Here is an 11934-nt window from a genome sequence, read left to right as displayed (position 1 = left end):
CAGTGTCGAAACGCGCGTTATCAACCGACCAGGCCGGTTAACAGCGTCTTCAATTGTTGGGCGACGGCGTAGCTGTTTTGCTGCTGCTGTTTTTTGCAGAACAACTCACAACTCCACCACCCGGCGTACCCGGTGGCCTTTACCGCGGCGGTCCACTCGACCAGGTCGAGCACGCCGCTGCCGGTGGGCACATCACGCAGCACTTCCTCATTCGGGATACCGCCTTCGAAGGCCAGTGAGTCGCAGACATGCACGCCGTAGATCACGTCCTTGTCGAGCCGGGCGACGTCCGCAGGGGTCACGCCGCTGGTAAAGCAATGCCAATAGTCGATCACCATCTTCACGTTGCTGCGCCCGGTGCGCTCAATCAGCTGCAGTTGGTGATCCAGGGTGTTGAGCGGCGTCCAGGACAAGGCTTCGAGGTAGAGCAGCAGACCGTATTGCCGGGCCACATCGGCCAACTCCGCCAGGTTGCTTGCCGTGCGGGCGTATTGTTCGGCCTGATCCAGGCCCAGCAAGCCTGAGTAATGCAGGCTCTTGCCGGTCGCCTGAAAATCAATCACCGCCTGTACATTGATCGGACCGGTGAGGACTTGCACGCCTTTGGCGCCCACCAGATTGGCCAGCTCAAAGAGCCGCCGGGCTTCCTTGAACAGGTCATCGCGCTCGTCACCCTGACGTTCGATATCCCGCAGGTAGCCGATGCCGGTGACAGGCACGTCGTTGAGCAGTGCTTGAAGCTCCGACTCGGTATAGCCGGCCTGCAGATACGCCTCCAGCTTGCCGCTGTTGATCTCCAGCGCGTCAAAACCCAGCGTCCGGGCGATGTCGATATCCATCGCCAGGGTCGAGTGTTTCGCAACGGTGGAATGCAGGGCGAGGACGTTATTTTGGGTTGCCATATGGCGCTCCTACGGTTGAACAGCGATCAGCCAAGGCACCAACGGCCAACGCCGCGGCGTCCAGCCGTGCTTGGGGCAAGAGGCCCTCGGCGACAGCGGTGACAATCGCCCGAACGATCTGCGGCACGTGGGACATAGCCTTTGCGGAAATCAGTAATAAGTCGGCCCCGGCATTCAGCGCGGCCACTGCGACCTCGCCGAGGGACATCTGGCCGATGGTTGAGCGGTGATCGAGGTCGATGGTCATCACCAGCCCCTTGAAGCCCAACTCCTGGCGCAACACGCCGATCAATTCAGGCGACACCGAGGCTGCCGTGGGCGGTGTGCATGCGGCGAATATCGCCGGGCCCATCATCACCGCATCGGCGCCAGCGTCGATCCCGGCCTGAAACCCGGGCCAGAAGGCCCGCAGTTGCTGCATGGACTCGCTGACCACCGCCGTTTCAGTCGACGGCTGCTGAAACAGCACCGGGTGCCCGGGGAAGTGCTTCAGGGTGCTGGCCATCCCGGCCCGCCGCACGCCGCGCACATACGCCCCGACCATCGCCGCCGTCTGGTGGACATCGCCCGACAGCGTGCGCCCCGCCAGCCACACATTACGGCCGCCGACCACATCCGCCGTCGGCGACAGCAGCAGGTTGACCCCGGTCGCCCGCGCGGCGGTGGCGACCTTGAAGCACGCCTGCTCCAGCGCCGCACAATCCATCGCCCGGGCCACATCGGGCTCCGGCAGCGCCGGGGTCACCCCTTGCAAGCGGTGCACGGCGGAGATGTCGGCATCGGCTGCCAGCAGCAGCGGCCCACCCAGTTCGGTGGCCGTGCCGGTAAAACGCTGCCAGATGTCCAGGGTTTCGGTTTGCAGGCGGCTGGCGCTCATTTTTCCGCTGACGTATTCCTCGCCCGTCTCGCCAAACAACAGACTGCGCCCGCCATTGCCGAGGAACCGACGCACGTCATCCGTCATCTGCACGTCCAGCAATACCGGGAACAGTACGCCGTAGGCCTTGCGGTCATTCGCGCTCATGGCTGGTTTCCTGGGTGGCGATTGCCAGTTGACGAACCTTGGCAGCGGCGTCCAACAGAACCTGGCGGTCCAGGGTGCCTTCGTGGACGGCGGCGACAATCGCCTCGGCGATGCTGTCCAGGCCTGACTCGCTGGACACCAGCAACAGGTGCGCACCGGCCACCAGGGAGGCTACGGCGGTGTCGGGGATGGTGTTGCCGCGCAGGATCGACACCGCGTCCAGGTCATCGGAAATGATCAGGCCTTCGAAGCCGAGGGTGTCACGCAGTACGCCGATGACCTTCGACGAGGTGGACGCCGACTGCTGCGCATCAATCGCAGGAAACACCGCCGGGCCAGGCATGACGGCTTTTACGCCGGTGGCGATGACCTGCTTGAACACTTCAAGATTGTCATGCAGCAATTCCAGCGGCCCCGGCACGGTGGCTTCGGCAATCGCCGGATCGTGCTCGGTGACGTAGTGCCCGGGGAAGTGCTTGGCAGTGGCGATCACTCCCGCGCGCTGCACCCCGCGGATAAACGCGCAGGACACTCGGCTGACTTCCACTGGATCCGCGCCCAGGTGCCGGTTGTGCAGCCATGGATTGACGCCGGTGACCACGTCCACGATGGGCGCCAGGAACAGATTCACACCCAGCCCGCGGGCCGCGGCGGCCATCTCGAAGCAACGTTGCTCGAGGTCCTCGGCGCCGAGGTCCTGGAGCTGCGCCCGGGTGGCGACCGCCGGGACCAGTTGGTGCAGGCGTTCGATTCCGCCGAGTTCCTGGTCTACCGCGATCAGCACCGCAGAGCCCGCCAGCGCCGTGGCTTCCTTGACGATACTGATGAAATCGGCTTTGGACTCGGCCGCCTTGCGCGCCGGGCTCATGCCTCGGCCCACGTATTCATCCCGGGTTTCCCCAAGCAACAGGGACACACCACCACGGCTCAGGTAACGGCGCACATTGTCGTCCAGGTGCAAATCCCCGAATGCGGGAAGCAGTACCGAATACGCGGCGCGATGCAGTTCGCTTGACATTGTTTTTCCTCAACAGCGTTTGGGTGAGTCGTTGGATGCGCAGCGGTGCCACGCATGAAATCAATTACCGCGGGAAAGGCACCCAGGCCCGCTGCTGGTGGGATTCGAGGCTGGCCTGGGACAACAACACCCCGCGCACGCCTTCGTGAATATCCGGCAACGGGACGCTGGTCGCTGTGCGCCATTGCGCCCCGGCGTCCAGGGCCGCGGCGAAGTCGGCGTACAGCACGGCCAGCGCTTCCAGATAACCTTCGGTATTGCCCGCCGGCAAGCTGGTGAACGTCAGCGTCTGCGGCCTGTTGTCGGACTGGCCTCGCCGATAGATGCGGTCTGCACCGTCAGTGGGCGTGAACAACAGGGTTTCCGGTGACTCCTGGCACCATTCGAGCGAAGCCAGGCTGCCGACGACCTTGAAGCGCAAGCCGTTGCGATGCCCGGGCGCGGCGAAACTGGCCCACAACAATCCATCCACGCCGCCGTCGAATTCCAGTTGCACCACGCAGGTATCGTCCAGGCCCCAACCCGGCACCACGCTGGTCAACTTGGCGTTGAGCTGGGTGCAGCGCTGCCCGGACAGAAACTCCAACAGGTTGAAGGCGTGGGTGCCGACGTCTCCCAGCGCGCCGGTGGGGCCGGCCTTTTGCGGGTCACCGCGCCACGCCAGGCTATTGCTCAAGCCGGACACGCCGGGGGCCAGCCACTCCAGCAGGTATTCGACGTACAGGAAGCGCAGCTCACCCAGCTCGCCGGCCTGGATGCGACTGCGGGCGTCCCTGACCATCGGGTAGCCCTGGTAGGTGTAGGTCAGCGCAAAAAATGTCCCATGGCGCTCGGCAAGGCTCGCCAACTCACGGGCTTCGTCAGGGTGGTTGACCAGGGGCTTGTCGCAGATCACCGGGATGCCCGCCTCCAGGAACAACCGGCACGGTTCGAAGTGCAAGTGGTTGGGCGTCACGATAACCACCGCCTCGATCGGGTCGGGGCGGCGAGACTCGGCGGCCGCCATGTCCTCGAACGACAAGTAGATACGTTCGGGTTCAATAGTGAGCGCTGCGCCCGCCTCGCGGCATTTATCCGCGTCGGCAGAGAATGCGCCGGCGACGATATCGAAGCGATTACACAGGCGCATCGCTGCGCGGTGGTAACTGGCGAAGTAAGCGCCCTGCCCGCCGCCGACCATGCCGACCTTGAGTCGCCTCTTTCCGGGAATGTCGCCGGTCAACCTTGCCATCGCCCAATCCTCCGCAAAAAGCATTGGCCCGAGTATCAGGGGTGACCGGTGTTTCCACCATTTCGCACCCTTGGCGATACCTGACGCGGACTGAAGCACTCCTGCGCAGCACGGGGTGTTACCCGTCGCTATCGAATGTGTTACTGGGCGGGCCGCCACCGTCACGATTGACCCGTGAAAACCACAACGCACTGGCGCCGAACCTTCAGCAAAAGCGCTTACAATCTGACGCATTCAGTTATGCTCAAACTTCATGTTTGAACTTAAACAAACGGCATGAAAGATGCTTTGGTAATGATCGGAAGTTTCAAACGCTTAAACGGTTATTACGGTTATGCCCAAGGTTATTCGATAACTGCGCTATAACTTTAATAACTGGCGCCTTAACCCAGCCAAGTACATCGAGATAATAATGCCCAGCCGCCCGGACTCATCGCCTCTGTCATTAGCCGCCGCCACCTCCCACCCCGAGCGACAGCAGGCGCGCAGCGACTTGCAGGCCAATGTGCAAAAGAACCTGAGCACGCTGGTGGAGTCCTGCCGGTCGGTGGCCGACATGTGCCGCAAAGTTGATGTGAACCGCCAGCAGTTCAATAAGTACCTGGTGGGCCAGCACGTGCCGTCGCAGAAGATTCTGCAAAAGATCGGCCGCTATTTCATGATGGAAGCCGAAGACCTCTTCCGCCCGCCCGCCGAGTTCAAGAAGTTCTATGAAGGCTATGAAAACGAACTGCCGACCGGCTTGCGGGCTTCGGAGCAGTTCAATCATTTCCTGCCGCTGGCCAAGCAGTCGGCTGACGTGCTCGAAGACTATCTGGGGGTGTATTACCGCTACCACAATTCATCGATCTACAAGGGCCGGATCCTGCGTTCGGTCACCTGCCTGTACCGCGCCGACTCGATGGTGCAGTACGTCACCGTCGAGCGCTTTCCGCTGCGCGATGGCAGCGGCAAGATCGGTTATTCATTCACCTACCACGGGTTCTGCCTGCTGCTGGGCGATCGCCTGTTCATGGTGGATTTCGAAGGCAAGCAACGTAACGAAATGACGTTCTCGATCCTGACGCCGCAGCATCGTCGGCCGATCCGTTTTCTCTATGGGTTGGTGACGGGTGTGGCGTCGTCCTCGTTCCGCCAGCCCTTCTCCACGCGCATGGCGCTGGGACTGGTGGACAAGGGCAAGATCCGCAAGCACCACTTGCGCAATGCAACGGTGCTGTTGCCCAGCGACCAGTCGATCCCGCTGGACGTACGTGAATACATGACCGGCGACAACGCCACCATCGTCTGGGGCGGTCAGGACTGAGGGACCTGCAGGGGCTGGCGTGCCGTCATCATTTCAACCAGCGACGGGCCCTTGCTGTTGAGGGCTTTGACGAGGGTCGCGTTGAGTTGTGACGCGTGTTCCACGCGCCAGGCTTCAAGGCCGAAGTTTCGGGCGATGCCGGCGAAGTCCGGGGCATAGGGTTTGCCATCCGGCAGGTTGAATTCACCGGCCCGGTGTTGCTCGATGGGCGACGTCTGTACGTCGTCCAGGGCTTCGTCACCGTTGCTGTTGAAGACCAGGAATACCACCGGAATGCTGTGCATCACGCACACAGCCATCTCTTGCATCGACTGCAGGAAATCCCGGCTGCCCACGGCACAGACCACCTGGCGGGCGGGCATGGCGAGCTTGGCGCCGATCGCTGCCGGGATGGCCCAGCCGAGGGTGGCGGGGTTGCCGGCGCACAAGTGCCTGCCAGGGTAATGCACCGGGAACATCTTGCGGGCCATGGGCTGGGTGGGGCCGCTACCGAAGACGAGGATGGCGTCGTTTTCCAGCACGGAGGATGAGGCGCGGCCTTCGCGCAGTACGCTGATTTTACGCGGGGTGGGTTGGGGTTCTGCACGCAGGGTGGCGGGTGGCAGGCTGGCGTTGGTGGAGGCGCCTTGGAGGGCGTCGTCAATGGACAGGCTGACGGGGCCGGGATGGGCGCTCAGCATGGTGTCGAAGGCTTGGCGCAGGGCTTGGGGTAGCTGTTGTAGTGTCGAAACCGTCGCGTGATCTTTCATGACGTTGGCGGCTATCGTTTCGGGCTGGGCGTTACTGATGACCAGCAGCGCGCAGGCGTCCTGGTGCGCGGTGGCGAGGGCTCCCAGGGCTGAGGGGATGCCCAGGGGGCCCGTGAGTACGACGGCCATGGGGCGACCGCACGCACGGTAGTAGCCGTCGGCGAGGTGCACGGCGCTGTGGGCCTGGATGACGTGGATAAAGGGGATGTCGGTGCCCGGGGTCAGCAGCGCTTCCACCAGGGCCCGGGCGCCGTCGCCCGGGGGCCCGGCTACGTAGTCGACACTGTTGGCCTTGAGTGCCTTGGCGATGATTTGGCCACCTGTGAATTTCACTCGATACTCCAGCGAATGCGCGGCGTCTGGGCCGGGATCAGGCTTGGAGTATTCGCCTGGTGCGGGGTGGGCTCAATTTCGCACCTTGGGTAAAAGAGACGCAGATTGACGCAGATATTGGGGCTCACTACAGCACAGCGGCCTGCAGGCCGGCTTGAGTGTTAGAAGCCAAATCAAAAGCTAAAGCGGGCACGGTCAAATGTGGGAGCTGACTTGCCAGCGATGGCATCGCCCAGGTGTGTCTGATGTACCGAGTTGTCTGCATCGCAGGCAAGCCAGCTCCTACAGAAAAGCCGCTCTGCTTCTGCTCTGGTTTCTAACCTGCAGGTCGGCTTTCAGGCCGCCGTGCTCTTGCTACGGATCCCCCCAGAAACCCCTGGCCCCCCACGTGCGCCGCTTAGGTCACTCCAATGCGTCAGAGTGCGTCGCTTTTAACCCCCCTGCGAAATTGAGCCCCCCGCCTCCCCGCTCAATACTCAACCCATGAAAACAACAAGCCGAGCCTATCAAGCGCTGGGCGCACCGCTTCAGGCCCGCAACACCCTGCAGCCCGGAATAAGCGTGCGTCGCCCCGCCAAGGAAGAGTCAATCGGAACAGTGGAGGCCTTACCACCCTCCCCAGCAGCATGGAATCAATGCTGGCCATAACACTGCCGATCCAACTGACTGCATACAAAAGGACGCACCTGGCATCGACACCAGGCCCACGCCTTGCAAGTCGCTCAACATTTGCACCCACCACCCAGGCAGGAACTCGAAATGAAAAAAGAAATAGAGACGGGTTATGGTTTGACCGGCATTGACTTCAATTCCCTCAGCTTGAAACGACGCTCGTTCCTGCTGGGCGCTGCCGCCTCTGCCGCAGGCTTGTACCTCGGCTCGTTCGTGCCCAGCGCATTTGCCGCCACCACCGGGCACCTGGAAATCCTCGGCTGGGAAGGCGAAACCGGCGACGCCGAACTCGCCGACTGGCGCAAGCAACGCAACGTTACCGTGCGCTCCAGTTATGCCAGCAACCAGGACGACATCACCGCCCGGCTGGCCGGCTCCGATCCAGTGCAGCTCGACCTGACCATGTACGCCTTGGGCTACGAAAAGATCTATCAGGAAATGGGCCTGCTCAAGGCCATCGACACCACGAAGATCCCCAACTATTCCGCCGACAATACCCTCGCGCTGTTCTACAAGGGCAGCCGTTGGTACTGGGACGGCAAGCAATGGGGCATCCCGTTGCTGTGGGGGATGAACACCATCATCTACAACCCCAAGAACGTCAAAAAGCCCACCCAATACACCGACCTGCTGGACCCCAAGCTCAAGGGCAAGTTGACCTTTGTCGATGACGGCACCTCGAACTGGTCGCTGATCGCAACTATCGCCGGCTACGGCGACAAGTACCCCAACCTGACCCGCGCCGAATTCAACGACGCCTTTGAAAAACTCAAGCCGTACCGTGATCAATGCCGCGTGTTCGCGGCTTCGTCGGGTGACGCGGTATCGCTGCTGGTATCGGGTGAAGTGGACGCGGTGTTCTCGGCCTCCGCCAACACCCCGAGCGAAACCATCAAGCGTGGCGTGACCACTGCCCTGTCGGTGCCCAGCGAAGGCGCAGCGCTGTGGTGCGATGCGTTGTTCATCCCGAAAACCGCCAAGGATATTCCCCTGGCCCTGGAGTTCATCAACAAGACCCTGGAGCCCGATACCCAGGCCAAGATGGCAACCACGATGTTCTCCGGCGTGGTCAACCCCAAGGCCGTGCCGCTGCTGCCGGAGGACCTGAGAAACACCTTTGACTACGCGAACCTCGACAGCTTCTTCGAGAAATCCAAACTCTATGGCCAACCGCCCCTGAGCTCCGAAAAGTATGTGACCTATGCGGAATGGATCGATCAGTGGGCGAACTTCAAAGGCTCGTTCTAGAGCGCTTGGCACGCCGGCGCTGGCAACCGTGGGGTGGGTGTTCATCAACACGCGCCCCACGGGTCAACGCGCCCTGACTCTCGAATAAAAACGCAAAGGCAACCTCATCATGACCGTAGTCAACAACACCGAGTCCATGCCCCTGGACGACGGCGATTCAAGGGTCGGTAAACACGTGAAGATGGATAAGAGAACCCTCAGCGGGTATTGGCTGGCGTCGCCGCCGTTGCTGTTTCTGGTGGTGTTCTTTCTGGTTCCGTCGGCACTGTTGCTGATTGCCAGTTTCTGGACCGCCAAGACCTTCAGCATGGAGCCCGCCGCCACCCTGGCCAACTATGCCAAGGCCCTGAGCGCCAGCGGGTTTTATGACTCGCTGTGGATCGCCCTGCAAAACGGCTTCTGGACCGCCCTGCTCTCCACCGTGATCAGTGCGCCGGTGGCCTATTACATCGTGTACCGCACACGCTCCAACGCCGTGTTGTACCTGGCGTTGGTGTCGTGGTTTTCCAGTTACCTGGTACGGGTCTACGCATGGCGCTCGATCCTGGGCACCAACGGCGTGATCAACTCCACCCTGCTGCACTTCGGCCTAATCGACCAGCCGCTGGAGTGGCTGGTGTTCAGCAAGTTCGCCGTGGTGCTGACCCTGGTGCACATCATGCTGCCTTTCACTCTGTTGCTGCTGGTGTCGGGCCTGCGGGACATCAAGAAGGACTACCTGGAGGCCGCTGCCGACCTGGGCGCCGGCGGTGTCACCATTCTGTGGCGGGTGATCATGCCGATGGCCCACAAGAGCATCGTCAGCTCCTTCATGTTCACCTTCGTGCTGGCCGCCAGCGACTACGTCACCCCGCAACTGCTGGGCGGCCGGGATGCGATGACCACCGGGCTGGTGATCGCCAACCAGTTCCGCTCGGTAGGTAACTGGCCACTCGGTGCGGCGATGGCTTATCTGCTGTTGATCGTGTTCATGCTGGTGTACGCGTTGCTGCTGGGGGTGTTGCGCGCAGCCAACCTGGCACCCGGCAAGCGTTACCACGACTGACTGCCGCTCATAAAAAAGGTAACTCGCCATGATCCGGTTATTCACTTACGTCTACATGTTGTTCCTCTACGCGCCCATCGCGATTATCGCGCTGTTCAGCTTTCACTCGTCCGCCTCGCTGTCGTTCCCGTTCGAGGGTTTTTCCACGCGCTGGTACGAGGCGCTGTTCAGCAGTTCGGACTTCATGACAGCCCTGACCAATAGTGCGATCGTCGCCGCCGGTTCGGCGATTCTCACCACGCTGCTGGGCACGTTCTCGGCCCTGGCGCTGATGCGCATGAAAGGCCGGGTAAAAGCGGTGTTCGCGTTCATGAACTTTGCCCCCATCGCCTTGCCCGGTTTGTTTTTGGGGATTGCACTGGTGATTTTCTTCTCACTGGTCGGCCTGCCCCGTTCGCTGCTGACGGTGATCATCGGCCACACCCTGTTCACCTTTCCGTTCTTCGTGGAGTCGGTGCGCTCACGGCTGGAGTATTTCGACCTGTCGTTCGAGGAGGCCGCCCGCGACCTCGGCGCCTCGCCCCTCAAAGCGTTCTGGCTGGTGACGCTGCCGATCATCGGGCCAACCATTGCCGGCGCCGCGATCCTCGCGGTGGCGCTGTCGATGGATGAATTCCTGATCACCGTGTTCGTCACCGGCAGCGACACCACGCTGCCCCTCATGATTCTTTCGATGATGCGCCGCGCCGTCAGCCCCACCATCAATGCCGCCTCGGTATTCATGCTGGTGGTGACCATCGCCATCATCGCCATTGCCGGCCTGGTCATGACCTTGCGTCGTCGCCGCCTCGAACTTGAACGTGCTGAAACTGCAGAGTAATCACCATGACCAACAGTATTGAACTGACCGGGATTTCCAAGAGCTACGGCAACCTCACTGCCCTGGGCAAAGTCGACCTCACGGTAAAACGCAACGAGATCCTGACCCTGCTCGGCCCCAGTGGCTGCGGCAAGACCACCCTGATGCGGATCATTGCCGGCTTCGAAGAACCCACCACCGGCAAAGTGGTGATCGACGGCAAGGACTCCACCGCCCTGGCGCCTGAACACCGCCCGGTGAATATGGTGTTCCAGAAGTACGCGCTGTTCCCGCACCTGGACGTGTTCGACAACGTGGCCTTCGGGTTGCGTTTGAAGAAGAAGCCCAAGGATGAGATCAAGCGTGAAGTGAACAAGGCGCTGGAACTGGTACAACTGGAAAGCTTCAAGAGCCGCTGGATCTCCGAGCTCAGTGGCGGGCAGGCGCAACGTGTGGCCCTGGCCCGCGCACTGGTGAATCGCCCGGCGGTGTTGCTGCTGGACGAGCCGCTGGCGGCCCTGGACCTGAAGATTCGCCATCACATGCTTAACGAGATCAAGCGCATCCACGAAGAGACTTCCACCACGTTTGTGTATGTGACTCACGACCAGGACGAAGCGATGATCTTGTCGGACCGTGTGGTATTGCTGAACAAGGGTGGCATCGAGCAGATCGGCGGGCCGCAGGAGATGTATTGGTCGCCGCGCACGTTGTTTGCCGCCAGGTTTTTCGGCGATACCAATATCGTCAACGGCACGTATGGGCTCGGTGGCGTGGTCGAGTTGCCGTTTGGGCGTTATGCCCACACCGCTAAAAGCGGCGTGGGTGCAGGGCCGGTGAATGTGTCGATCCGGCCTGAAACCATCGGCCTTGAGCCGGCTCTGGGCGCCGCACTGGCCGACGGTGCGTTTGCCGGGAAGGTCAAGGACACTTCGTTTATCGGTAATCGGGTGATCTACCGCGTGGAGGTGGCCGGTGGCACGCTTGATCTCAAATGCCAGCAACTGCCGACTCCCGGCAGCCACGCACTGCCGCCGGGTACGAACGTGGCGTTGACCTGCAAACCGGAAAGCTTTGTGGTGATTCCGGTCTGAAGGGGTTGAACATGGGGCCTGGCTGAAGCAGCCGAGGTTCATTTTTACGCTGGATCATGCGCTCTTTCACGGGAGGCTGGTCTGGCGTTTTTTTTGCCCGGGGGGAAGAGAGTAATGGTCGGTTTTATTGAGCGGGAAGTGGGCCCTCCGGTAAGTCTAGATTTACCGGGGGCCCGTGCCGGGCTGACCATCTCATTAGGGCTCTGCCTCGCCTAGGCTCGGCGTTCCCTCACTCCGGCACCGCGAAGCGGGCCGCCGCGACGGGCCATCCATGGCCCGGCGCGGCTAAACCGGCGTCCTGCCGGTTTACCCGCTCCGCAATACCTGCGTTCGGCCTCGGGCTTATTGGGGCAGTCAGATCAAGATCAAAAGCAAAAGCACGGCGGCCTGAGAGCCGACCTGAGTGTTAAAAGCAAAGGCAAGATCCAGAGCGAAAGCAGAGCTGCTTTTCTGTAGGAGCTGGCTTGCCTGCGATGCAGACACCTCGGTCTTTCAGACACACCGAGGTGATGC

The 11934-nt window shown here is 61.6% G+C and carries 10 protein-coding genes; 5 read left to right on the top strand and 5 right to left on the bottom strand.

Annotated elements, in window-relative coordinates; translation table 11 throughout:
- Positions 1-20: 20 nt before the first annotated feature.
- From HX821_RS10130 to HX821_RS10115, 4 genes are all read right to left on the bottom strand, one after another.
- Positions 21-902, bottom strand: coding sequence for a sugar phosphate isomerase/epimerase (locus HX821_RS10130; RefSeq protein WP_177035691.1), 882 nt, complete (start codon positions 900-902; stop codon positions 21-23).
- On the bottom strand, positions 886-1926 hold the full coding sequence (locus tag HX821_RS10125; protein WP_177035690.1) for a glycoside hydrolase family 3 N-terminal domain-containing protein: 1041 nt from the start codon (positions 1924-1926) through the stop codon (positions 886-888). The genes HX821_RS10130 and HX821_RS10125 overlap by 17 nt, the downstream gene beginning before the upstream one ends.
- Positions 1913-2944 carry a glycoside hydrolase family 3 N-terminal domain-containing protein gene (locus tag HX821_RS10120; RefSeq protein WP_177009789.1) on the bottom strand — a complete coding sequence of 344 codons (1032 nt, stop codon included), beginning with the start codon at positions 2942-2944 and terminating at the stop codon, positions 1913-1915. The genes HX821_RS10125 and HX821_RS10120 overlap by 14 nt, the downstream gene beginning before the upstream one ends.
- A gap of 64 nt (positions 2945-3008) precedes the next feature.
- On the bottom strand, positions 3009-4175 hold the full coding sequence (locus HX821_RS10115) for a Gfo/Idh/MocA family protein (protein ID WP_177035689.1): 1167 nt from the start codon (positions 4173-4175) through the stop codon (positions 3009-3011).
- A 439-nt stretch (positions 4176-4614) separates the two neighbouring features.
- Here HX821_RS10115 and HX821_RS10110 point away from each other — a divergent pair, with 439 nt between their 5' ends.
- Positions 4615-5481: a helix-turn-helix transcriptional regulator gene (locus HX821_RS10110; protein WP_032899479.1), complete on the top strand. Its 867-nt coding sequence runs from the start codon at positions 4615-4617 to the stop codon at positions 5479-5481.
- Here the strand turns inward: HX821_RS10110 and HX821_RS10105 are convergent.
- Complete coding sequence (locus tag HX821_RS10105) at positions 5472-6563, bottom strand: thiamine pyrophosphate-dependent enzyme (RefSeq protein WP_177035688.1); 1092 nt, start codon at positions 6561-6563, stop codon at positions 5472-5474. The genes HX821_RS10110 and HX821_RS10105 overlap by 10 nt on opposite strands.
- Before the next feature lie 759 nt (positions 6564-7322).
- Here HX821_RS10105 and HX821_RS10100 point away from each other — a divergent pair.
- The 4 genes from HX821_RS10100 (at position 7323) to HX821_RS10085 (ending at position 11421) form a co-directional block, all read left to right on the top strand.
- Positions 7323-8483: a PotD/PotF family extracellular solute-binding protein gene (locus HX821_RS10100; protein WP_008430158.1), complete on the top strand. Its 1161-nt coding sequence runs from the start codon at positions 7323-7325 to the stop codon at positions 8481-8483.
- 109 nt (positions 8484-8592) lie between these two features.
- Entirely contained in the window at positions 8593-9528 is a 936-nt protein-coding gene (locus tag HX821_RS10095; RefSeq protein ID WP_008430156.1) for an ABC transporter permease, read from the top strand.
- A 28-nt stretch (positions 9529-9556) separates the two neighbouring features.
- Positions 9557-10348 carry an ABC transporter permease gene (locus tag HX821_RS10090; RefSeq protein WP_008430153.1) on the top strand — a complete coding sequence of 264 codons (792 nt, stop codon included), beginning with the start codon at positions 9557-9559 and terminating at the stop codon, positions 10346-10348.
- A 5-nt stretch (positions 10349-10353) separates the two neighbouring features.
- The gene (locus HX821_RS10085; protein ID WP_008430152.1) at positions 10354-11421 is read left to right on the top strand and encodes an ABC transporter ATP-binding protein; all 1068 of its coding nucleotides are present in this window, start codon (positions 10354-10356) and stop codon (positions 11419-11421) included.
- Positions 11422-11934: the final 513 nt, after the last annotated feature.

Origin of the sequence: Pseudomonas sp. B6001 (assembly GCF_013386015.1) — a bacterium.
Classification (GTDB): Bacteria; Pseudomonadota; Gammaproteobacteria; order Pseudomonadales; family Pseudomonadaceae; genus Aquipseudomonas.
Note: the sequence above shows the minus strand (reverse complement) of the source record. Positions and strands in the feature narration are given on the sequence as shown.